Source organism: Rhodococcus sp. M8 (assembly GCF_015654185.1).
GTDB lineage: Bacteria > Actinomycetota > Actinomycetes > Mycobacteriales > Mycobacteriaceae > Rhodococcus > Rhodococcus aetherivorans.
The window spans coordinates 1,245,087-1,268,033 of sequence record NZ_CP064065.1 but is presented as its reverse complement, the minus strand read 5'-3'; the positions used below and the strand labels follow the sequence as shown (position 1 = coordinate 1,268,033).

Annotated in this window: 19 protein-coding genes and 1 tRNA gene; 9 read left to right on the top strand and 11 right to left on the bottom strand. The window is 68.9% G+C overall.

Features of this window, described 5'->3' with window-relative positions:
- Positions 1 to 58: 58 nt before the first annotated feature.
- Positions 59 to 898 carry a class I SAM-dependent methyltransferase gene (locus ISO16_RS05620; RefSeq protein WP_006947644.1) on the top strand — a complete coding sequence of 280 codons (840 nt, stop codon included), beginning with the start codon at positions 59 to 61 and terminating at the stop codon, positions 896 to 898.
- A gap of 324 nt (positions 899 to 1,222) precedes the next feature.
- On the opposite strand, the gene ISO16_RS05615 is transcribed toward ISO16_RS05620, so the two are convergent.
- Positions 1,223 to 2,827, bottom strand: coding sequence for an MBL fold metallo-hydrolase RNA specificity domain-containing protein (locus ISO16_RS05615; protein ID WP_139311015.1), 1,605 nt, complete (start codon positions 2,825 to 2,827; stop codon positions 1,223 to 1,225).
- A gap of 818 nt (positions 2,828 to 3,645) precedes the next feature.
- Between ISO16_RS05615 and ISO16_RS05610 the strand changes: the two genes are divergently transcribed.
- The 3 genes from ISO16_RS05610 (at position 3,646) to ISO16_RS05600 (ending at position 6,251) form a co-directional block, all read left to right on the top strand.
- The gene (locus tag ISO16_RS05610) at positions 3,646 to 4,773 is read left to right on the top strand and encodes an NDMA-dependent alcohol dehydrogenase (protein WP_029544303.1); all 1,128 of its coding nucleotides are present in this window, start codon (positions 3,646 to 3,648) and stop codon (positions 4,771 to 4,773) included.
- Positions 4,774 to 4,810: 37 nt separating this feature from the next.
- Positions 4,811 to 5,641, top strand: a complete 831-nt coding sequence (locus ISO16_RS05605; protein ID WP_072635478.1) for a serine hydrolase domain-containing protein — start codon at positions 4,811 to 4,813, stop codon at positions 5,639 to 5,641.
- Between the two features lie 103 nt (positions 5,642 to 5,744).
- Entirely contained in the window at positions 5,745 to 6,251 is a 507-nt protein-coding gene (locus ISO16_RS05600) for a DUF3145 domain-containing protein (protein ID WP_006947655.1), read from the top strand.
- Between the two features lie 70 nt (positions 6,252 to 6,321).
- Here the strand turns inward: ISO16_RS05600 and ISO16_RS05595 are convergent, their stop codons facing one another.
- From ISO16_RS05595 to aceE, 6 genes are all read right to left on the bottom strand, one after another.
- On the bottom strand, positions 6,322 to 7,755 hold the full coding sequence (locus tag ISO16_RS05595) for an acyl-CoA carboxylase subunit beta (protein WP_006947656.1): 1,434 nt from the start codon (positions 7,753 to 7,755) through the stop codon (positions 6,322 to 6,324).
- Positions 7,756 to 7,854: 99 nt separating this feature from the next.
- Entirely contained in the window at positions 7,855 to 9,102 is a 1,248-nt protein-coding gene (locus ISO16_RS05590) for a KasA/KasB family beta-ketoacyl-ACP synthase (RefSeq protein WP_050035391.1), read from the bottom strand.
- Between the two features lie 8 nt (positions 9,103 to 9,110).
- Positions 9,111 to 9,389 (bottom strand): meromycolate extension acyl carrier protein AcpM, encoded by a 279-nt coding sequence (acpM, locus tag ISO16_RS05585; protein WP_006947659.1) that lies wholly within the window; start codon positions 9,387 to 9,389, stop codon positions 9,111 to 9,113.
- Between the two features lie 115 nt (positions 9,390 to 9,504).
- Positions 9,505 to 10,422: an ACP S-malonyltransferase gene (locus ISO16_RS05580; RefSeq protein WP_029544298.1), complete on the bottom strand. Its 918-nt coding sequence runs from the start codon at positions 10,420 to 10,422 to the stop codon at positions 9,505 to 9,507.
- 128 nt (positions 10,423 to 10,550) lie between these two features.
- Positions 10,551 to 11,864, bottom strand: a complete 1,314-nt coding sequence (locus ISO16_RS05575; protein ID WP_006947663.1) for a PucR family transcriptional regulator — start codon at positions 11,862 to 11,864, stop codon at positions 10,551 to 10,553.
- Positions 11,865 to 11,906: 42 nt separating this feature from the next.
- Positions 11,907 to 14,759 carry a pyruvate dehydrogenase (acetyl-transferring), homodimeric type gene (gene aceE / locus ISO16_RS05570; RefSeq protein ID WP_043800888.1) on the bottom strand — a complete coding sequence of 951 codons (2,853 nt, stop codon included), beginning with the start codon at positions 14,757 to 14,759 and terminating at the stop codon, positions 11,907 to 11,909.
- Between the two features lie 356 nt (positions 14,760 to 15,115).
- On the opposite strand from aceE, the gene ISO16_RS05565 reads away from it, so the two are divergent.
- From ISO16_RS05565 to ISO16_RS05550, 4 genes are all read left to right on the top strand, one after another.
- Entirely contained in the window at positions 15,116 to 15,538 is a 423-nt protein-coding gene (locus tag ISO16_RS05565) for a DUF3052 domain-containing protein (protein WP_006947669.1), read from the top strand.
- Positions 15,539 to 15,584: 46 nt separating this feature from the next.
- The gene (locus ISO16_RS05560; RefSeq protein WP_006947670.1) at positions 15,585 to 16,049 is read left to right on the top strand and encodes a peroxiredoxin; all 465 of its coding nucleotides are present in this window, start codon (positions 15,585 to 15,587) and stop codon (positions 16,047 to 16,049) included.
- 34 nt (positions 16,050 to 16,083) lie between these two features.
- Positions 16,084 to 16,158, top strand: a tRNA-Val gene (locus tag ISO16_RS05555).
- Between the two features lie 205 nt (positions 16,159 to 16,363).
- On the top strand, positions 16,364 to 18,073 hold the full coding sequence (locus ISO16_RS05550) for a SulP family inorganic anion transporter (protein ID WP_083662538.1): 1,710 nt from the start codon (positions 16,364 to 16,366) through the stop codon (positions 18,071 to 18,073).
- Between the two features lie 56 nt (positions 18,074 to 18,129).
- On the opposite strand, the gene ISO16_RS05545 is transcribed toward ISO16_RS05550, so the two are convergent.
- Together ISO16_RS05545 and ISO16_RS28900 are read right to left on the bottom strand one after the other, a co-directional pair.
- Entirely contained in the window at positions 18,130 to 19,560 is a 1,431-nt protein-coding gene (locus ISO16_RS05545) for a DUF1254 domain-containing protein (protein WP_072635477.1), read from the bottom strand.
- A 542-nt stretch (positions 19,561 to 20,102) separates the two neighbouring features.
- The gene (locus ISO16_RS28900) at positions 20,103 to 20,228 is read right to left on the bottom strand and encodes a hypothetical protein (RefSeq protein WP_256997112.1); all 126 of its coding nucleotides are present in this window, start codon (positions 20,226 to 20,228) and stop codon (positions 20,103 to 20,105) included.
- 309 nt (positions 20,229 to 20,537) lie between these two features.
- Between ISO16_RS28900 and ISO16_RS05540 the strand changes: the two genes are divergently transcribed.
- Positions 20,538 to 21,347: a hypothetical protein gene (locus ISO16_RS05540; RefSeq protein ID WP_029544289.1), complete on the top strand. Its 810-nt coding sequence runs from the start codon at positions 20,538 to 20,540 to the stop codon at positions 21,345 to 21,347.
- A gap of 522 nt (positions 21,348 to 21,869) precedes the next feature.
- Here ISO16_RS05540 and ISO16_RS05535 read toward each other — a convergent pair.
- A complete protein-coding gene (locus tag ISO16_RS05535; protein WP_072635476.1) occupies positions 21,870 to 22,664 on the bottom strand; it encodes a hypothetical protein in 795 nt (264 codons plus the stop codon).
- Positions 22,665 to 22,705: 41 nt separating this feature from the next.
- Positions 22,706 to 22,918 (bottom strand): hypothetical protein, encoded by a 213-nt coding sequence (locus ISO16_RS05530; protein ID WP_029544285.1) that lies wholly within the window; start codon positions 22,916 to 22,918, stop codon positions 22,706 to 22,708.
- Positions 22,919 to 22,947 lie beyond the last annotated feature (29 nt).

Sequence of the window (22,947 nt, the reverse complement as noted above, 5' to 3'; positions counted from 1 at the left end):
CGTCTGTGTGGATGCCAGTGCGGGGCACGGTCCCGCCACACCGGACGAAGGAGTAACCATGACCGGCACCGTGGAACGTGACGCCGACCGGGCGCTGAAGGCCAAGCACCGGGCGCTGTGGGCGGCCGGGAACTATCCGGCGGTCGCGGCCGACCTGATCCCGACGTTCGGCCCGACGCTCGTCGCCGCGGCCGGGGTGACGGCGGGCCGGCGGGTGCTCGACGTGGGCGCCGGATCCGGCAACGCTGCCATCCCGGCTGCCGAACGGGGCGCGATCGTCACCGCCGCCGACCTGACGCCGGAGTTGTTCGTCGCGGGCCGCACAGCCGCGGCCGAGCGGGGCGTGGACCTCGAGTGGGTGGAAGCGGACGCCGAGGCCCTGCCGTTCCCCGACGGCAGCTTCGACGTCGTGCTCTCGAGCGTGGGGGCGATGTTCGCACCCCACCACCAGGCCGTCGCCGACGAGCTGCTCCGCGTGTGCCGGCCGGGCGGGACGATCGCGATGATCAACTGGACGCCGGAGGGCTTCATCGGTCAGCTGTTCCGGCTCATGGCCCCGTATGCGCCGCCACCGCCGCCCGGCGCTTCGCCGCCCCCGCTGTGGGGCGACGAGCAGCACGTCCGGGAGTTGTTCGGTGATCGGATCACCGACCTGAGCATGGATCGCCGAATCGTGGTGATGGACCACAGCGCGGATCCGACCGAGTTTCGCGAGTACTGGAAGCACAACTACGGTCCGACGATCGCGGTGTACCGGTTCAACGCCGTCGACCCCGACCGGACCGCAGATCTCGACCGGAAGTTCCTGCAGTTCCTCACCGACTGGAACCGGGCCGGGCAGCCCGGCCGGACCGCGTACGACGCCGAGTACCTGCTGCTCACCGCCCGCAAGAGGTAGCCGGCCCGGTCGGTGCGGGCGTTCACCGCAGCGCCACGCCGACCTCGTGCGGCCGCGGCAGTAGAGCCGAAGGGGAGAAGCAGCAGTAGAGCCGAAGGGGAGAAAACAGCAGGGGTGCCGAAGGGAGAAAGCGAAGCCCCGCCGGCTTCGCGCGTCGTCGCCGGCGGGGCAGGGCCACTGTGCAGGGGGGATAGCGGCCGGATCCGAGCGTATTCGGCCTGCGGGGCGATGTGAAGTAGAACGGCCCATTCGGGTAGGGCATAAGGTCCCGATCGGTGCAATTCGGGCGACCGTCGGCGATGTGGCTCTCGCTTCGGGCTCGGTTCAACCCCGTTTCGTCCGCCGCCCCGCGTCGCGGACGTCCGTGTAGCTGTCCAGGATCTCGTGGATCTCGGCGATGGCCTTCCGGCGCGAGCCGGCATCCGCGATGCGCGCGAGCTGCTGTTTGAGGCTCACCGCAAGTTCGGCGTAGTCGTTCTGCCAATCGCGGCCGGTCAGGCGTGGCATATCCGCGCGGGCGGGGTGTATTCGCGTGGCCGGGGTGCCGGCCGCCAACACGTAGCCTTCCCCCATCGCCGGGGTGATGATCGACAGCGAAGGGTCGACCTCCCGCACCAGTTCGGCCAGCGCAGCGACTGCCTCCGGTTCGCCGTGCGCGAGGAACAGGCTGCCCGACACGGGGCCGCGCGCCTTGATCCAGTCCAGCAGTTCGGTCTGATCGGCATGGGCGGAGTAGCTGTCGATCCGGCGGATCTGCGCTCGCACGTCGATGTCCTGACCCGAGATGCGGACGCGCTTCGCGCCGTCGAGGATCACGCGGCCCAGCGAGCCCTGCGCCTGGAAACCGACGAACAGGATCGTCGAATCCCGGCGGTGGAGATTGTGCTTCAGGTGATGACGGATGCGTCCCGCCTCGCACATGCCCGAGGCGGCGATGATGATCGCGCCCGACATGTCGTTGATCCGCTTGGAGACGGCAGCGTCGTCGACGTAGTGGATCGCGGGATGGCGGAAGATGTCCTTCCCCTCGAGGTCCTCGAGCTCGCCCGCATGCTCGGCGAACACCGAGGTGGCGCGGTTGGCGAGCGGTGAGTCGACGAACACCGGCACCGCGGGGATGCGGTTCTCGTCGGCGAGGTGTGCGATGTCGAGCAGCAGCTCCTGCGTCCGTTCCAGCGCAAAGGCGGGAATGACGAGATTGCCGCCGTGCCCGACGGCCCGGTGGATCTCCTCTTCGAGCAGGTCGCGTCGCTGGTCGATCGTCATCCGCACCCGAGTCCGATTGCCGTAGGTGGATTCGCAGACGACATGGTCCGATCCGGATGGGCCCTCGGGGTCGGGGTGGAACGCCTTCTGCGCGGGGCCGAGGTCGCCGGAAAAGAGCAGGCGCACGCCCCCCGCCTCGATCTCCGCCGATGCGGCACCCAGGATGTGCCCCGCGTTCCACAGTCGCGCACGAAAGCCCGCGGCGGGCTCGAACCACTCCTCGAGTGCGACCGCACGGGTCTGCCCCCACGCGGCGAGCGCATCCTCCTCGGTGTAGAGCGGGACGAACCGCTTCTCGCGCGTGCGATCGCGCCGCCGGTTTCGCCGCTCGGCCTCGAATTCCTGGATGCGCCCGGCATCGGCGAGCATGAATTCCAGCAGGTCGGCGCTCTGGCCGGTGCAGAAGATCGGTCCGTCGAAACCCTGCGCCACCAGCTTGGGCAACAGGCCGCAATGATCGATGTGGGCATGGGTGAGGACGACGGCGTCGATCTCGTGCGGGGCGAACGCGAAGTCGCCGTGGTTCAGCTCCTCGAGGCTGCGTGAGCCCTGGAACAGGCCACAGTCCACCAGGATCCGCGTGTCGCCGAGGGCGACCTCCATGCACGAGCCGGTCACCGTCTTCGCGGCACCGTGGAAGACGAGAGTCGGATGTTGCCTCACGCGCAGCTCCTACGAAATCGCCCGCCGAAATTGCAGGTACGACAGCCAAGCTATCCGAACATCCGGGTCGGGCAGCCCTGCTTGGAAATCTCGCGGCTTCGGCGGCGCCGGTCGGGCCCGGAGGTCTTCACCCGCGGGTTCACCCCGGGCCGTGAATATCACCCCGGCTATCACCCTCGTCGGCCGTTACGTCCGCCGGCGGCCGGTCGATGGACATCGTGGTGGCGCCGGGCACCCCGACGCTCGGCGTCACCGCATACCGGACGCCCCCGCCTCGAGCAGACGGGGCGGGGGTGTTCGTCGCGTCAGTCCCGCGAGTCCGCGCACACGCCGGTGCGGAGTCGCTCGCCGCGTGCCGCACGATGCGGTGACCGCCGTGGCCCGTTCGTCTGCCGCGGGGCGGACCGCGGCGACCGGTGCTCGGCTCTGAGGGCGATCGCTGCCCCGACGATCGTGGCAACCACCGCAGCAACGGCCACCCACGCGACGAGCAGCGACGCGATCACGTTCATGCCGTCTACACCGCTGCCGGACGGCCGAGGGTTACGCGGTTCCCGAGCTTCACCCTGCGATTCACCCTGGTCCGAGTCCTGTTCGCGCGGTCGGTCCGGTTCGCCCCGGCCGGCGGGGAGGGTTCGGTGACGGTGGGCGGAGCCCTGGGGGGCGGTCCGGCTTTCGGCTGCCGTGTCCATGCGGAGTCCCCACCCGGGACCGGGCGGGGACCCGGCAGCGCGCCACACATAGAACCTGTTCCAATTTCGTCGTCTTGTGGCTATGGTCACATGCGTACACACGCACTGTGACGGAGGGCGATGCAGATGAAGACCAAGGGCGCGATCCTGTGGGGTCTCAACGAGCCGTGGTCGGTGGAGGAAATCGAGATCGGCGACCCGGTCGCGGGTGAGGTGCAGATCCGCATGGAGGCGGCGGGCATGTGCCACTCGGACCACCACATCGTCACGGGAGCGACGCCCATGCCGTCCTTCCCGGCGATGGGTGGCCACGAGGGGTCCGGTGTCATCACCAAGGTCGGCGAGGGAGTCGTGGGCCTCGAAGTCGGCGATCACGTCGTCCTGTCCTTCATTCCGGCCTGTGGCCGCTGCCCGTCGTGCGCCACCGGCCACTCGAACCTGTGCGACCTCGGCGCCGGCCTGCTCAGCGGCATGGCCATCTCCGACGGCACCTACCGGATCCAGGCACGCGGCCAGAACGTGATCCCGATGTGCCTGCTCGGTACCTTCGCGCCCTACATGACGGTCAACCAGACCCAGGTCGTCAAGATCGACAAGGACATCCCGTTCGAGCTGGCCGCCCTCGTCGGCTGCGGCGTGCCCACCGGCTGGGGGTCGGCCACCCACGTCGCAGACGTCAAGCCTGGTGAGGCTGTCGCCGTCATCGGCATCGGGGGTGTGGGGATGAGCGCGCTGCAGGGCGCCGTCGCATCCGGGGCGCGGCAGATCTTCGCGATCGACCCCGTGCCGTGGAAGCGGGAGCAGGCCCTGAAGTTCGGCGCGACGCACGCCTACGCGTCGATGGCCGAGGCGCTCATGCCGATCATGGAGACCACCTGGGGCCGCATGGCGGACAAGACGATCATCACCGTGGGCGAGATGCGCGGCGAATACGTCGAGGAGGCCCTGCAGCTGACGGCGAAGAACGGCCGCTGCGTGGTCACCGCGATGGGGCACATGACGGACATGGACGTGAAGCTGAACGCGTTCCTGTTCGCGATGCTGCAGAAGGATCTGCAGGGCAACATCTTCGGCGGCTGCAACGCGCGGGTCGACATCCCCAACCTGCTGGCGATGTACAAGTCCGGACAGCTCAACCTCGCGGACATGGTCACCCGCACCTACACCCTCGAACAGATCAACGACGGCTACCAGGACATGCTCGACGGGAAGAACATCCGCGGCGTCATCAAGTACACCGACGCCGATCGGTGATCGCGCGGTAGCCTGCGCCGTCTTCTAGGCTGGGTACGTGAACAGCCTCGACGCGATCTCCGACTGGCCCGTCGACCACGCCGCCGCCGCGGTTCTCACCCGCGGCGGCGGTGTCGTCGCCGGGCACGGCGACCAGTTGCGGCTCTACCGTCTCGCGTCGGTCACCAAGCCGCTCGTCGCCTACGCGGTCCTCGTCGCCGTGGAGGAGGGTGCGGTCGAGCTCGATCAGCCCGCCGGTCCGGAGGGGTCCACCGTCCGCCATCTGCTGGCACACGCGTCGGGACTCGCCTTCGACGAACGCCGGGCGCAGGCCGAGCCCGGGCGCAAACGGATCTACTCGAGCGCGGGCTTCGAGATCCTCGCGGAGCTCGTCGCGGGTGAGACCGGCATCCCGTTCCCCGAATACCTCACCCAGGCCGTCTTCGAGCCGCTCGGCATGCGGGAATCGTCGCTGCCGGGACCCGCCGGGCACGGGGGACAGTCGTCGCTCGCCGACCTGACGCACTTCGCCGCGGAGCTGCTCGCGCCCCGCCTGGTGTCCGCGCAGACTCTCGCGGAGGCCACCCGGGTGCAGTTCCCGGGGCTCGACGGGATCGTGCCCGGATACGGCATGCACAAGCCCAACGACTGGGGGCTCGGGTTCGAGATCCGCGGCCGGAAGAACCCGCACTGGACCGGTTCGGCCAATTCGCCCGAAACGTACGGGCACTTCGGCCAATCCGGTACATTCCTGTGGGTCGATCCCCGCGCGGAGGTCGCGTGTGTCGCGCTGACCGACAGGGCTTTCGGCGACTGGGCCAAGCCGCGGTGGCCGGCCCTCGCGGACGACGTACTCACCGAATTCTCAAATTCCTCATCCGTTCCCTAGCGAAACAGGAGTAACACAGGCAGACTGTCCCCTGTCGCCATGCGCGACCGCTTCGATGTCAGGCCGTTGGGGAAGACGTCCCTCGTCGAAGTGGAGGTGTGTAGTGCGCGCGTCGAACCAGTTCGCGGATGCGACGACCGGGGTGGTCTACATCCACTCGTCGCCTGCTGCGGTCTGCCCGCATATCGAATGGGCACTGGCCGCCACCCTCGATTGCCGTCCGGATCTCACCTGGATCGGTCAACCGGTCGACGTCGGACAACTGCGCACGACTGTGAACTGGGCGGGTCCCGTGGGGACCGCCGCACGCCTCGTCGACGCCCTCCGGGTGTGGCCGATGATCCGCTTCGAGATCACCGAGGACCCCAGCGACGGCGTCGACGGCGAGCGCTACAGCCACGTGCCGGGACTGGGGCTGTGGCGCGGCAACACGAGCGCGAACGGGGACGTCGTGGTCGGAGAGATGCGGCTGCGGGCGCTGCTCGCCGGCGGCAACATCGAGGAGGAACTGACCCGGGTGCTGGGAACGGCCTGGGACGAGGCGCTCGAGCCCTACCGCAGCGGCGGCGAGGGCGCCGAGGTGACCTGGTTGCGCCGGAACGTGGGGTAGGCCGCTGCGCGGCCGGTGCGTCCTTTGGGCTGCTGGGGCAACCCGAGAGACGCACCGGCGGCGCAGCCGCCTACAGCGGGATGTTCTTGTGGCGGCCGCGGCGCGCGGGAGCCGCGGCCAGCGCCTGGGCGAGGGTGCTGCGGGTCGTCGCCGGGTCGATCAGTTCGTCGACGACGCCGATCGACATCGCCCGGCCCACGCCGCCGGCGATGGCCTCGTGCTCGGCGGCGAGACGGTCGTGCAGTGCCTCCCGCTCCTCCTCCGGCGCCGCGGCCAGGGCCCGCTTGTGCAGGATGCCCACCGCCGCCTTGGCGCCCATCACGGCGACCTCGGCGTCCGGCCAGGCGAACACGGCGGTCGCGCCCAGTGCGCGCGAGTTCATCGCGATGTAGGCGCCGCCGTAGATCTTCCGGGTCACCAGCGTCACGCGGGGCACCTCGCACTCGGCGAATGCGTGCAGCAGCTTGGCTCCGCGACGGACCACGCCCTCCCACTCCTGGCTCACGCCGGGCAGGTAGCCGGGCACGTCGACGATGACGACGAGGGGAACGCCGAAGGCGTTGCACAGGCGCACGAAACGCGCGGACTTCTCCGCGCTGACGGAGTCCAGGCAGCCGCCGAGACGCAGCGGATTGTTCGCGATGACGCCGACCGTGCGTCCGCCGAGCCGGCCGAAGCCGGTGACGACGCTCCGGGCCCATCCGGCCTGCAGTTCCTCGAAGGTGGACTCGCCCTCGACGTTGTCGAGCAGCTCGTGCACGATCGGGCGGACATCGTAGGCGCGGCGGGGGGATTCGGGCAGCAGCGCCCGCAGGTCGGTGTCGCCGCGACGGGCGGCGTCGAGGTCGAACTCGCCCTGCTCGGCGAGCATCGACACGAGGCGACGGGCCCGGTGCAGGGCGTCGTCCTCGTCGTGGGCGGCGATGTGGGCGACGCCGGACTTCTTGGTGTGGGTGTCCGGCCCACCGAGGGATTCCATGTCGACCTGCTCGCCGGTGACGCTGCGCACCACGTCGGGGCCGGTGACGAAGATGCGGGCCTCGGGCGCCATGATGACGATGTCGGTGAGTGCGGGGCCGTAGGCGGCGCCGCCCGCCGCGAAGCCGAGAACCACGGAGATCTGGGGGATCCGGCCGGAAGCGCGGACCATGGCCTCGAAGATCAGGCCGACGGCATGGAGGGAGTCGACGCCCTCCGCGAGCCGAGCGCCGCCCGAGTGCCACAGCCCGACGATCGGGACGTCCTGTTCGAGGGCCGTGTCGATGGCGTCGACGATGTGCTTGCAGCCGTCCACGCCCATGGCGCCACCCATCACGGTGGCGTCCGAGCAGTACGCGACGGTCCGGACGCCGTCGATGGAACCGATCGCGGCGAGCATGCCGGACTTGTCCCGGGGGTGCAGCAGGCTCAGGGTGCCCGCGTCGAACAGTCGCTCGAGCCTCCGGAGCGGATCGCGGGGGTCGACGGCGGCGTCGCGCGTCTGAGCAGGTTCCAGGACGGTCATCGCGTTCTCCTCGGGCAAGGCAAGAGCGGGGGATGGGCGCCGGGGGTGGGGGTCCCGTGACGAGACCCCCACCCCGACGGCGAGCGAAGTCCGGTCGGGTCAGGCCCGGCCGAACGCGAGCGCAACGTTGTGCCCACCGAAACCGAACGAGTTGTTCAGCGCGAAATCGATCCGGCCGTAACGGGCTTCGCCCTTCACGACGTCGAGATCGATCTCTGGATCCTGGTTGTCCACGTTGAGCGTGGGCGGGATGACCCCGTCCCGCAGGCTCAGGACCGTCAGGACCGCTTCGAGCGCGCCGACCGCACCGATCGAATGCCCCAGGGCTCCCTTCGGTGCATACACCGCGGCATGGTTGCCGACCGCGGAATTGATCGCCTTCGCCTCGGCGATGTCGCCGATGGGTGTGGCCGTGGCATGCGCGTTGACGAAGCCGATGTCGGACGGCGACAGGCCGGCGCCACTGATGGCCTTCGTCATGGCCCGCGCCGCGCCCGTCCCCTCGGGATCGGGTGCCACGATGTGGAATCCGTCCGAGGTGATGCCCGCACCGAGCAGGCGGGCGTGGATGGTGGCGCCGCGCGCCTTGGCGTGCTCCTCGGTCTCGAGCACCATCAGCGCGCCGGCCTCGCCGAAGACGAAGCCGTCGCGGTCCTTGTCGAACGGACGCGACGCCCTGCTCGGGTCGTCGTTGCGGGTGCTCAGCGCCCGCATCATGGCGAAGCTGGCGGTGGCGACCGCGTCGAGCTGGCCCTCGACGCCACCGGCGACGACGATGTCGGCATCGCCCATCGCGATCATCCGGTAGGCGTGGGCGATGGCCTCGTTGCCGGACGAGCAGGCGGACACCGGCGTCAGCACGCCGGCCTTCGCGCCGAGCTCGAGGCCCACCGTCGCCGACGGGCCGTTCGGCATGACCATCTGCACGGCGAACGGGGACACCTTGCGGTAGCCGTCGTTGCGCAGCTTGTCGACGGCGTCGATGAGCGCTTCGCCGCCACCGAGACCGGTGCCGATGACGACACCGAGGCGCTCGCGGTCGACCTCCGGGCTGCCCGCGTTCTCCCACACGGTGCGGCCGAGGCCCAGCGCGAGCCGCTCGACGAAGCTCATCCGGCGGATCTCGACGCGCGAGAGGGTTTCGTCGGGGCTGGTCTTGAGCTTGCCGCCGATGCGAACCGGCAGGTCGAACTCGTCGACGAAGCCGGTCAGCGTGTCGATGCCGCTCTCACCGGCGAGCAGGCCCTTCCACGTGGCATCCACGTCACCAGCGATCGATGTCGTGGCCGCGAGGCTGGTGACGACGACGTTGGGGAATGTCCCGGTGCGGGGAGAGGCGGAAGTCACGGTTGAGCTCACTCGTTGTCGTTCGTGGCCTGGACGCCCTCGGCCTCGAGCTTCTGGATGTAGGCGACGGCGTCACCGACGGTGCGGAGGCCGGCGAGGTCCTCGTCGGGGATCTTCACGCCGTACTTGTCCTCGGTCTGCACGGCGATCTCGACCATGGACAGGGAGTCGATGTCGAGGTCGTCGACGAAGGACTTCTCGACGGTCACCTCGGAGGGCTCGATGCCGGTGACCTCTTCGATGATCTCCGCGAGACCGGCGATGATTTCTTCCTGGGTGGCGGCCACGTTGTGGCTCCCTTCTTCGTTTCGTCTTGCTGATCGGACCGGGTGGCGGATTCCGCCCGGATTCCGGGTGCCCGTCGAGGGCAGGTCCCGTACTGCGCGACGCGCGCGCAGCAAACTAGCCGACGCGGAGCGATTCGGCCAGCGCTGAGATCTCCTCAGGGGTCTTGAGTGCCGTGGTCGGCGTGCCGCGCATCTCCCGCTTGGCGATGCCGACCAGGGTGCCGGCCGGGGGAAGCTCCACGACCGCCGAGACCTCGGCCGCGCGCAGGGTCGCGGTGCACAGGTCCCAGCGCACCGGTCGGGTGACCTGCGCGGCAAGCTTGGTCAGTGCGTCCGCTCCGGATGTGACAGGTGCCCCGTCGGAGTTGGACAGCAGCGTGCGGGTCGGATCGCTGGGCACGATCTTCGCCGCGGCCTCGGCGACGGCTTCCTGGGCCGGGGCCATGAATACGGTGTGGAAGGCGCCGGCGACCGGCAGGGGCCGGATCCGGGCCTTCTCCGGAGCGTTCGCCGCGAGCTCCTCGAGTGCCGTGAGGCGACCGGCGGCGACGATCTGGCCGGCCGCGTTGATGTTGGCCGGCGTCAGGTCGAGTTCGGCCAGCCGGGCGAGCACGTCCTCTTCGTTGCCGCCGAGCACGGCCGACATCCCGGTCGGCTCGATCGCGCACGCCCGGGCCATCTCGGCACCGCGGACCGCGGCGAGCATGACCGCCTCGTCCGCGCTGATGACCCCGGCGATTGCCGCGGCCGCGAGCTCGCCGACCGAATGGCCGGCGACGATCGTGTCGTCCGGGACGAGGTTGCGGGCCTCGAGTTCCTCGTAGGCCAGCAGCGCCGTCGCGACGACCAGCGGCTGGGTCACCGCCGTGTCGGTGATCTCCTCGGCCGTCGCGGTGGTGCCGAGGCGTTCGAGATCGAGGCCCGAGGCCTTCGACCACAGCTGGATGCGATCGCGGGCGCCGGGCTGCTCCAACCAGGAGGCGAGCATGCCGGGTGTCTGGGAGCCCTGACCGGGGGCGAGCAGCGAAATCACGATGATCAGAGAACACCCTGGACAGGGCCTTGCGAGATGTCGGTAGGGATGAACTCTCGCTTGCTGTTTTGTAGGGTTCCCACAAAACAGCACGTCGGCGTCCACCATCGACGGAACGCCGCCTCCCGTTACGTGCCCGGTTCGCGCAGTGTGAAACGGGAGACTGGTGGGACTGGAGTTCGTAATTCGTTATGACTTCGAGCCAGCCTTCCCACGGTGGCGGCTATCCGCAACACGTAAGCATCACGGGGATTCGTGGGGTCGCGGCCGGTGACTTCTGTGATCCGCTTGAGCCGGTACCGGACGGTATTTGGATGAACAAACAGCTGTCGGGCACAGGTCTCGACAGCACCCCCACAGTCGAGGTATGCGTCGAGGGTGTCGGCCAGCGCCGGACCCGCCTCGGTGAGCGGAGCCACCACGTCGTCCTCGAGCGCGGCGATCGCCCCCGCGTCGCCGAGCAGCGCCCGCTCCGGCAGCAGTTCCGCGGCGTGCACCGGCCGCGGCGCTCCTCGCCACCCGGCCACCGCCTCCATGCCGGCCATCGCCTCGACCGCGGACGCGTGCGCCGACGCGAGGGTGGGCGTGGTGGGACCGATCACCACCGGGTCGTCGGAAAAGCTGCGCATCAGCTCGGAGCGGAACGTCATCGCCTCGATGCTGCCGTGCAGCTCCCCGCTGACCACCATCACGAGCCGCTCGCCCTGCACCACTGCCAGCGCGGCGCGGCCGTGCTGCTGCGCGATCGAGTGCACGGTCGTCACGACCGACACACCCTCGTTCGGCGGGGGAGTGCCGATGATCACGGTGGCCGGCGCCGTCGCATCCCAGTTCAGCGTCGCGGCGCGCGAGAGCATGTCCGAACCGGTGTCGCCGCGGACCACCGCGTCGACGACCAGCGCCTCGAGGCGGGTGTCCCAGGCGCCGCGGGACTCGGCCGCGCTGGCGTAGACCGAGGCTGCGGCGAAGCCCAGTTCCCGGCCGTAGCGCAGCGTCGCCTCGGTCAGTGCGACGAGCTGTTGCTCGTTGCGCGCCAGCGCGGGCAGCCACTGCTCGAAGAACTCCATGGCGGCGCGGACCATGTCCACGGTCTGGCGCAGCGTCAGCCGGCGTGCCAGATCCTGCGGGATCACCTGGAACGCGTCCAGGCTGAACCGCAGATCACTGTCGGGGTTGCGCACCCATTCGAGGAAGTCGACGACCGCCGTCTGGATGATCAGCTGCACGTTGGACCGCTGCGACGCGTCGAGATCCGCGAAGAACGGCAACTGCTCCTGCATGGCGTGGACGGCCTCGGTGGACAGCCGCCCGGAGAACTGCTTGACCCGGCGCAGGAGCGCGTCGGGCAGGGGATCACGCTCCGGCCGCGCCGGCGGCACCGGACGCCCGGTAGGGACGCCCGGTGCCCGCCTCGGACGCGGCTCTGCGGGTTCTGCGACCATGGGACGAAACTACGCCCGTCGCCCGCGGCGGAGCGGGTCGGATCAGGCCACGCCGGGATCCGAGGTCTGCTCCGGAGCCGCCGCCACGTCGTCGATGCGGTACCGCCGGGCCGCCTCGACCGCCTGCGAGCGATCGATCGCGCCGTCCCGGCCGAGGGCGGCGAGCACCGCGACCACCGTCGACTCCGCGTCGATGTTGAAGAACCGGCGCGCGGCCGGGCGGGTGTCGGAGAACCCGAACCCGTCGGCGCCGAGCGTCGTGTAGTCGCCCGGCACCCACTGCCGGATCTGGTCCGGTACCGCGCGCATCCAGTCCGAGACCGCCACGAACGGACCGGCGGCGTCGGCGAGGACCTTGGCCACGTACGGCGTCGGAGCGTCGGCACCCGGGTCGAGCAGCGCCTGCCGCTCGCACTCGACGCCGTCACGGCGCAGCTCGCCCCACGAGGTCACCGACCACACATCCGCGGCCACGCCCCATTCGTCGGCGAGCATCTCCTGCGCCCGCAGCGCCTCGGGCATGAGCACACCGGAGGCGAGGATCTGCGCCTTCGGCCCGGAGCCCTCGCCGCGGCGGTACAGGTAGATGCCCTTGAGCAGGCCCTCGACGTCGAGGTTCTCCGGCTCGGCCGGCTGCACGTACGGCTCGTTGTAGAGGGTGATGTAGTAGAAGATGTTCTCGCCGCCGAACCCGTCGACACCCTCCGTGCCGCCGTACATGCGGCGCAGACCGTCCTTGACGATGTGCGCGAGCTCGTAGGAGAACGCAGGATCGTACGACACCACCGCCGGGTTGGTGGACGCCAGCAGCAACGAGTGCCCGTCGGCGTGCTGCAGGCCCTCACCGGTGAGGGTGGTGCGGCCGGCCGTCGCGCCGAGCACGAAACCGCGGGCCATCTGGTCGGCCGCCGCCCACAGCCCGTCGCCGGTGCGCTGGAAGCCGAACATCGAGTAGAAGATGTACAGCGGGATCATCGGCAACCCGTGCGTGGCGTACGAGGTGCCGACGGCGGTGAACGATGCGGTGGAACCGGCCTCGTTGATGCCCTCGTGCAGGATCTGCCCGACGACGCTCTCCTTGTAGGCGAGCATCAGTTCCGCGTCGACCGACGTGTACAGCTGGCCGTTGCGGTTGTAGATCTTCAGCGACGGGAACCACGAGTCCATACCGAAGGTGCGGGCCTCGTCCGGGATGATCGGCACGATGCGCGGACCGATCTCCTTGTCGCGCAGCAGCTCCTTCATGATGCGCACCAGCGCCATGGTGGTGGCCACCTGCTGCTTGCCGGAGCCCTTGCGGATCACCTCGTAGGCCTTGTCGTCGGGCAGCGTCAGCGGGGCCTTGGCGGTACGGCGCTCGGGCAGGAACCCGCCGAGCGCGCGCCGCCGCTCGAGCATGTACTGGATCTCCGGGGAGTCGTTGCCCGGGTGGTAGTACGGCGGCATCTTCGGGTTCGCCTCGAGCTCGGCGTCCGAGATCGGGATGCGCTGCAGGTCGCGGAAGTACTTGAGGTCCTCGAGCGTGAGCTTCTTCATCTGGTGCGTGGCGTTGCGGCCCTCGAAGTGCTTGCCGAGGGTGTACCCCTTGATCGTGTGCGCGAGGATCACCGTCGGCTGGCCCTTGTGCGCCATCGCCGCCGCGTACGCCGCGTAGATCTTGCGGTAGTCGTGGCCGCCGCGCTTGAGGTTCCAGATCTCCTGGTCGCTGAGGTTCTTGACCAGTTCCTTGGTGCGCGGGTCGCGGCCGAAGAAGTGCTCGCGGACGAAGGCGCCGTCGTTGGCCTTGTAGGTCTGGTAGTCGCCGTCCGGCGTCGCGTTCATCAGGTTGACCAGCGCACCGTCCTTGTCGGCGTGCAGCAGGGCGTCCCACTCACGACCCCACACCACCTTGATGACGTTCCAGCCGGCGCCGCGGAAGAACGATTCCAGTTCCTGGATGATCTTGCCGTTGCCCCGGACCGGACCGTCGAGGCGCTGCAGGTTGCAGTTGACCACGAACGTGAGGTTGTCCAGACCCTCGGTCGCCGCGACGTGCGCGAGACCCCGCGACTCCGGCTCGTCCATCTCGCCGTCGCCGAGGAACGCCCACACGTGCTGGTCGGAGGTGTCCTTCAGGCCGCGGTCGTTCAGGTAGTGGTTGAACCGCGCCTGGTAGATCGCGTTCATCGGGCCGAGGCCCATCGACACCGTCGGGAACTCCCAGAAGTCGGGCAGCAACCGCGGATGCGGGTAGGACGGCAGGCCGCCGCCCTGGTCGGCGTGGCTGGCCTCCTGGCGGAACCCGTCGAGCTGCTCGGCCGGGATGCGGCCCTCGAGGTAGGCGCGGGCATAGACGCCGGGAGAGGCGTGACCCTGGATGAAGATCTGGTCGCCGCCGCCGGGGTGGTCCTTGCCGCGGAAGAAGTGGTTGAAGCCCACCTCGTACAGCGCCGCGGAGGAGGCGTAGGTGGAGATGTGGCCGCCGACGCCGATGCCGGGGCGCTGCGCGCGGTGCACCATGATCGCGGCGTTCCACCGGATGAAGGCACGGTAGCGACGCTCGACCTCCTCGTCGCCGGGGAACCACGGCTCGTTCTCGGTCGGGATGGTGTTCACGTAGTCGGTCGAGGTCAGTGCCGGGATCGAGACGTGGCGCTCGCCGGCACGCTCGAGCAGGCGCAGCATCAGGTACCGGGCACGCGCAGGACCGGCGGACTCGAGCAGCCCGTCGAAGGACTCGAGCCACTCCGTGGTCTCGGCCGGGTCTATGTCCGGCAGGTAGGAGGCCACGCCCTCGCGGATGACCCGCACGCGGCCGTCGGAGGCCCCGCTGGTGTTCGGCGAGGATCCCGCTTCCGAGGCGCCTTGTGTGGCGGCGCTCGTCGAGGAATCGGGCTCGTGGATCAGGTCTGTCAACGTCTGCTCCTCATCGTGGTGGGGCGCGCAGGTGTGGCGCCCGCTCCGTAGGCCGGCTCTTGTGGGAGCCGACTCATCGACATCTGAACGAGATGCACTGCTCATCTTCCCCCATCGCGCGGTGGGAGGCATCCCCCCGGGTGTGAAGCGGCCGCGAGGCGGGTATCCGGACCGTTCGACTCCGCGCGGCAGAATCGGCGGTGCGGAGCTCCTCGCGGTAACGTCCCCCGAAGAATGTTGTGACTTTCCTTGCGATTCGGCTTGCGTTGAGCCCCCCGAGGATGTTCGCTTTGAAAAATCGCTCGTGACATCCGGTACGCGGCAGGCCCGCGGCCCAACCGAAGGAGGACACCACCGTGGTCGCCGCGGCGGACGCCCAGAACTACGTTCAGAAGCTCGGTATCACCCACGACCAGGTGGTTCAGGAACTCGGTTGGGATGAGGACACGGACGACGACCTGCGGGCCGCCGTCGAGGACACCATCGGATCGGACCTGCTCGACGAGGACTCCGACGAGGTCGTCGACGTGGTGCTCCTCTGGTGGCGCGACAGCGACGGGGACCTCGTCGACGCGCTCATGGATGCGATCGGCCCGCTCGCAGACGAGGGCGTCGTCTGGGTGCTGACCCCGAAGACCGGCCGCGCGGATCACGTCGAGCCCAGCGAGATCGCCGAATCGGCCACGACCGCCGGCCTGACCCAGACCTCGACCGCCAACCTCGGCGACTGGGTGGGCAGCCGGCTGGTGCAGCCGAAGGCCGCCCGCACCAAGCGCTGAGCGCACCGCTCAGTTCACCTCCACCGAAGTAAGGACGACCGACGCGATGGCGATCGAGGTGGGTGCCGAGGCGCCCGATTTCACACTCAAGGACCAGAACAACCAGGAAGTGACCCTGTCGAGCTTCCGCGGGCACAAGAACGTGCTGCTCGTGTTCTACCCGCTGGCGTTCACCGGGGTCTGCCAGGGCGAGCTGTGCGCCGTGCGGGACGACCTGCCGACGTACGAGAACGACGACACCGCGATCATCGCCGTCTCGGTGGGGGCCTCGCCCACGCACAAGATCTGGGCCGCCGAGCAGGGCTACACGTTCCCGCTGCTGTCCGATTTCTGGCCCCACGGCGCCGTCGCCCAGGCCTACGGCGTGTTCAACGACAAGTTCGGTTTCGCCAACCGCGGCACGTTCGTCGTGGACAAGGACGGCATCATCCGGTTCGCCGAGGAGAATCAGCCCGGCGAACCCCGTGACCAGGGCGCTTGGGTGCGAGCGCTGGCCGCGCTAAAGTCCTGAGGCACAGTCCGGCGGCGCGAGCCGTCGGATTTGCGGGCGTGTAGCTCAGTGGTAGAGCTCTGGTTTTACACACCAGCGGTCGGGGGTTCGAAACCCTCCGCGCCCACCAGGGGAGTGGCGGTGAAAGACCTGGTCAGCGGCCGGTCCTTCACCGCTCGAGGGGGATTCTGCCCACCCGACATCCACTGCAGGGCCTTCACGTTGACGCCCGCGGACACGGCCAGGCCGGGGCCGCGGTGTGCCGGGGATCGTGCGGCGTCACCCGGGGTCTTTGGGCTCTGTCGTGGCCGGGCCGGGTTTGCTGTGCTCGTGTTGTGAAGGTGCCGCTGCTCACGTCGTTCGAGGGCTATCGGGCCAACCAGATGGGACGTGACCTGCTGGCCGGCCTGACGGTGTGGGCGGTTCTGGTGCCCGAGGCCCTCGCGTACGCCACGATCGCCGGGGTGTCCCCGGTGATCGGCCTGTATGCCGCGCCCGCGGCGCTGCTCCTCTACGCGCTGTTCGGCAGCTCCCGGCACCTGGTGGTGGGGCCGATGGCGGCCACCGCGGCGCTTTCGGGTGCTGCTGTTGCCGGCATTTCCGGTGACGCCGATTCGGCAGCGCTGACGGCCGGTCTGGCGCTGCTGGTCGGTGCGCTCGGGATTCTCGCGGGGCTGTTGCGTCTGGGGTTTCTGGCTTCCTTCATCTCCGAGCCGATGCTGAAGGGGTTCATCGTCGGCTTGGCGCTGACGATCATCGTCGGCCAGCTCCCGAAGCTCTTCGGAGTCCCGAGGGGAGAGGGGGACTTCTTCGAAAATGCCTGGCACCTGGTCACGTCGCTGGGTGAGACGAACGGCTGGACGTTGGCCGTCGGCGCCGGCTCCCTTGCGGTCGTACTGGTCCTGCACAGGGTGTCGCCCCGGCTGCCCGCACCGCTGGTCGCGGTCGTCCTGGGAATCGTCGCCGTCTCGGTCCTCGGCCTCGACGCCAAGGGAGTGGAGATCGTCGGGCGGATCGAAGGCGGGCTACCTCCGCTCGGGCTCCCCGGCCTCCCTGGATCCGACTACGTCGCGCTGCTCGCGTCGGCGGCAGGGATCCTGCTGGTGGCGTTCGCCGAGGGCGTCGGAGCAGCCAAGAACTACGCCGCCAAGGAACACTACGAGATCGATCCGAACCAGGAGCTGCTCGGGGTGGGCACAGCGAACATCGGCGCGGGACTGTCCTCCGGGATGATCGTCAACGGGTCCCTGTCGAAGACCGCGGTCAACGTCTCGGCCGCGGCGGTGTCGCAGATCTCTGGCATCGTCGTGGCGGCGCTGACGGTGATGACGCTGCTGTTCCTGACCGGTCTGTTCGCGAACCTGCCGGAGGCCACCCTCGCCGCCGTGGTGATCGCGGCCGTCACGAAGCTCGTCGACTTCCGGACGCTGCGCAAGTACGCGCGCCTGGCGACCCCGAGCCTGCGGCGGATCTACGGCGTCGCGGCGTACGCGGACTTCCTCGCCGCGGCGAGCGCCATGGTGGGTGTGCTGGTCTTCGACATCCTTCCCGGGCTCTTCCTCGGTGTCGCGGTGTCGGTCCTGCTCCTGCTGTTCCGGGCCTCGCGGCCTCACGTCGCCGAGCTGGGCCGCACACCGGTCAAAGGCCGCTGGGTCGACCTGCAGCGCCATCCCGACGCGCTCACTGAGCCCGGGATCGTGGTGCTGCGGCCCGAGTCCGGCTTGATCTACGCCAACGCCGACAACGTGGCAGCGGCCGTGCGCGGCCATGTCCATGACGACACGCGGGCCGTCGTCCTCGACACCGCAGCTGTGCCGGGAATCGACATCACCGCCGTCGAGATGCTGGACCGGCTGTATGCCGACCTCGAGCACCACCACATTCGGCTGCTCTTCGCCGGCGAGATCGGCCAGGTGCGCGACCTGCTCAGCGCGACCGGCATCGCCAGTGTCGTTAAAGACGCACACCCGACCGTCGACGCGGCCGTCACCGCGGCCCGTCGCAAGCTCGACCACCCGCCGGACACCGACCAGAAGTCGGCGTGACGTCTCTGACGGCCGGTGGAGAGGCACCGGCCGTCAGGGCGGACCATTCCCGGTTGCTACGCGAGCGGTTCGATGTCGGGCAGTCTCCATGTCTTGTCGAACCACGGTTCCAGCGGACCGTAGAGCCGGACTATCGCGAACCAGCTCTTGCCGGGCAGGGTCTGGATCCAGTTGCGGCTGCCCTCCGGCCGTTCGGGACCGAAGTGGACGTCGACGGAGCCGTCCGCGTTCGAGATCATGTCGCGGTCGCTGGCAACGGTGGGCCATTCCTGGTCGGTCTGCAGCATCGACCGGGTCTGGGTGTCGTAGACGACGATCGACCAGAAGGTGTTGACCGGCACGTTCGGCGGGACGTGCAGCCGGTAGGTCCTGGCGCCGTCGAAGTGCGCGTCGGTGGCGTCGACGAACGCCGTGACATACTGCGATCCGGCGCCGACCATCTCCGTCAGGTACGCCGGACTCGATCCGCTCCCTATGAAGCCGAGCGCGGCGGCGGTGTCGAGCATCGCGGCGCCATTGTCCTGGAACTGGTAACCGGCGAAGAGGAAGACCCGCCAGGCGCCGTCCGGGTAGTAGCGTGCCTCGGGCTGGCGGACCCGGTAGAGGAGCGCGCGGGCGGTCGCGTCGCCGACCGCGGCTGCCTCGGTCAGGATTGCCCGCATCCGCTCGTCGGGGTCGAACGGTGTGCCGTGCTGGATGCCGACGGCGGCGAACATCCCCAGCGTGACCGGGTCGGATGACTCCGGCAGCTCGGACTGCACCACCTCGTTGAGCAGCTCCCAGTACTGGTAGTCGGCGGCCGGGATGGTGACCCACGGCTCGAAGGAGACGTTCACGAATCGCATCGGCGGCGGGTCGTCGGCCTGAGCCAGCGGGTAAGCCCGGGTCTTCGCCTTGATCATGTCGGCGGCCGGATGCGGGTCGCCGTGCTCGTCGCGGAAACCGCGCGAGACGAGGCACATCCCGTAGCTACGGGACCGCACCACGAAGTAGCCGTCCGGGACCTCGCCGTCGTATGCAGGCGGCAGGAACAGGTACTTGCCACCCTGGCCCTTGTCGGGTCCGGTCGCGCCGATGTCGACGACCCAGCGCCCCCACGAGTCGTCGATCAGGCCGTACACGTCGGGCGGGGCGTCCAGGACGAGGGGTCCATCGTGGAGGTCGATCCACATGTAGAAGTACACAACGGTCGTGTGCATCGCCGGTCCGACGGTGCACGGGTGGCACAGGTCCTCCCAGAGCGCCATCGTGGTGTTCGCCGGGCCCCAGCGCAGCAGCCCCCGGCGCCACGCCGCCCACGACACCGGATGCTGCGCCAGCAGGTACGCCTGCACCGCCCGCTGGAAGTCCAGGTTGTCGAACAGTGTCCGGGTCGTCTCGTCGTCCGGGACTCCGTCGAAGGACCGCAGCGTGCCCAACCGGGTGCGGACCTCGTCCGGCATCTCGATGCCGGGCGGAATCGGGGTGCTGTTCGCATGTGAGGTCATCGCGTCCTCCTGTGTCGATAGCCCTTGCCGAGATTCTCCGCCGCCGACCCGACGGCTCGCGCCACCCACTCAGGATGCGCCGTCTCTGCCCTCACTGTGTGCCGGATCGACGAGGGAACACGGGACGGCGTGGTACACCCGTCACGGTCTCGAGGTCGCCGGTTGTGGCATTCATGAACCGCTGCCCTGCGTGGAAGGAGCGCACTCACCTGGGTGAGGCCGACCTGGAGGATGGTGACGGGTATCCTCGTAGCGCGTACGCACGACGCCGGGGATGTCATAGGTGCCGTCGAGCAGCTGCTGCAACCCACGCTGCCCAGCAGCCTGTTCAGGGTCCGGTACCTCACCGCCGGAAGGGCTTTGCCCACATTCGCCCGAGCTCGCGCCTCCGAGAGGACGCTCGCGACCGCCTCGAGGTCGTCGTCGAACAGCCGACCGAGCTGTCAGTGCGTTCGTTGAGCCAGTCGAGCGCGCTTCGGTGATCTTCACCGACCGTGTCGATACCCAAACGATGGCCGCGGCGTCGAAGCCGGCTGCGTACATCAGGCTCTGCCCAGGTGCCCGTGATCGGTTCGCTCGAGTTGGTTCTCGATGACGACGGTGCGGCCGTTGTCGTCCTCCGCCTGGATGTCGAAGCAGAATTCGCCGACAGCGACCTGTGTGGACACGACCGTCAACGGCCTCTCGAGCTACTCAGCCGGGAGGTCGATGTTCTCGGCAAGCCAGGGCGTGAAATCACCTGCTTCTGACGTCGGGACACTGAGTGGGTCCGCGACTCGGCGCAGCCTTCCGAGGTCATTACCGTCCAGCTCCGTGGTTGCGATTGTGCGGGCGGCACCAGCCACCGGCGGCCGATTCTCCCAATCGAGGACCCGCCGCTTTTGAAAGGCACAGAAACGGGTAGGCGGAGTTCGCGAGGTTACCCCGGACTGGGAAGGCCCAGCTTCGGTCTGTTGCGGTCACCGGGAGAGGTAGAGATGGGGTTCTGGCTCTACAAGTGCAACGCCGCGGAAGGCGGGCCGTCCGGATATTACGGTGACTGGCTACGGGGCGTGTTCAGTCGAGGTGCACCTGTCGAGTGGGGCGGGGACTACTCGACGCTGTCGGGTGAGGTGTCCAAGCATCTCGCCGAAGAAGTGACGGCCGGGGACGTGGTGGCGGCCTATCAGACCGATTCGAAGTCCGTGGTCGGGTTCTGCACGGTCACCAAGCTGACTGGGGAGCCCGGCGTTCGCAGAATCTACTTGCAGCCCATCCACTGGCTGACGCCGGCGTTCCCGGTGCACGAGCGAAAAGCGGGGACGCCCCTGGAGAGCTCGAATGCAGTCAACGGCCCCGCGGCGTTCCGCGAACTGCCGGATGCCGAGATGCAGGCCCTCGTGACGCTCAGTGGCGCACCCGATCGTGTGCTCGAGGGCAAGCCCGCGAAGGACGGATGGCGTCCTGTTCCGATACGCGATCCCAGTGAATTGATTGTGCCCCTCGACGAGGTCTGGGCCGGCCACACCCGCGGCTACTACGGCCTGGAAGAGTCGTGGCGGCAGGACGGCGTGGTTCTCGCACCCAAGTCGGTGACGTTCTTCGCGAGCTTGGACGATCTGCGGGACTACTTGCGGTGGAGGGTCGGGCAGTGGGAGGCGGACGGGTACGTGAGGACCGTCGGCGTGGAATTCCGAGCCACGGCGGCCCAACTCGTCGACGGTGACGAAGGCACCGGCGCAATGGTGACGTTGGAACCGTTCACCTACCGCGACACCCCTCCAGAGTTCGGAGGGACCGGCGACTGACGCCCGGAGGTGCCGTTCCGTCCGTCTACCGCGTGGTCTTCCCCGCCCTCTCAGCCGCTCCGCAGTGAGGCCGGATGGACGGCACAGCGTACGGACTACACGGCCCGGCAGCCGTCCGGCGCTGCGCCGACTGCCCGACCCGATCCTCGAATCGTTCCGGCGGGTAACGAGTGCCGCTCGTTCGTCGCCCCCTCGGGTATGCGCCGGTCCCGCAGTGCCTGCTCCGGTGACCACCCCGACTCGAGCGTGCGCAACGTCGTCACCTACATTCGGGACCGGCTCGAGGAGTCCGAGACCCTGCAGCAGGCGCAGACGGCACCATGCAGCCGTTCTCGGCGAGCCAGGACCTGCACAGTGAATTCCTCGCCGCGGTGATCGGGAGCTATGGACTCCTCGGCGGACCGGTCGGCGCAGATCCTCGACAACCAGAGGATGTCGCAGAAGCTGCTGGTGGCGTTGTTTCCGACCGTCTATGAGCGCCTGAAGGGTGCAGTCCGGCACTGTTCGCCTACTCGGAGAAAGTCAGTCGATGGCGTAGTAGCGGTGGTAGGTCCCGTAGCCGGTTGGTTTGCGTCCGATGACTCCGCGCGCGACCAGTCTTTGCAGCCGGTCCTCGGCCTCACGGCGGGTGATGAAGAGCGAACCGGCGACCGTGCCCTCCGACTGGAAGGCGTCGTTCTCGACGAACAACTCGAAGGTTTGCCGGTCGCGGTCGTCGTCGAGCCGAGCCTGTATCGCCCGACGATGGGACGGCTCGAGCAGCGCAGCGGCACGTGCACTCGACAAACGCTTGCGTCGGGAGACGAACAGGTCGTAGGTCTCGCGGTCACGTCGGGTCGGTAGCAGGGCTTGCACCTCACGCCTGAAAGTCATGATCGCATCGAAGGGGTCGGGTTCCGCGGAGGGCACCGTCTCGGACTCCTCGGCCGGGGTGCCGGCATTCATCGCCGCGGTGTCCCGAGGCTCGCTCTCGTCGACGTCGTTGACGTTGTCGATCGGGCGGTAGATGCCGTCGGACAGTTGCTCGACCCGGCCCATCACGACAAGCATCGCGAGTCGTTCCAGGGCGTCCTCCGGGGTGATGCCCGATCTCCTGGCGAGGTACGTGACGGTCACCGGCTTCGGTCGAGCACGCACGATGTGCAGGGCTTCGAGTGCCGCGTCCTCCGAGCAACCGGCGGATTCTTCGTCCGGGACGTCATTCGGGGCGGAGCCGGCATCGTCAACGACGGGTGCGAGGCCCGCGAGGGCAGCGGCCGCGGCAGCGGATGGGTCGTCGTCCTCGATGACGATGCCGTTGGGCAGAGTGATTCTCACGATTCCCTCTTCGTGACCCGGAGTGGCGCTGTCGTCGCCTGCTATGTCCAGCCGGGTCCACGCGAGTCGGGGGGCGAGACGAACTCGACGGGTACGTCGTTGACCACGTTTTCGGTGAACGAGAAGCTGCCGTCCTCGAAGTGGGTCGGTCTCGCCAGGCGCAGCAGTCTGCCGTCGTCGTAGACGCCCATCACCCGCCAATATTCCTCGGCCCACCAGACTCCTTGGCCGAGCCGCACTTCGCCGGGTCTCACGGGGACCTCCCGGTCGGAATCGAGTTGCC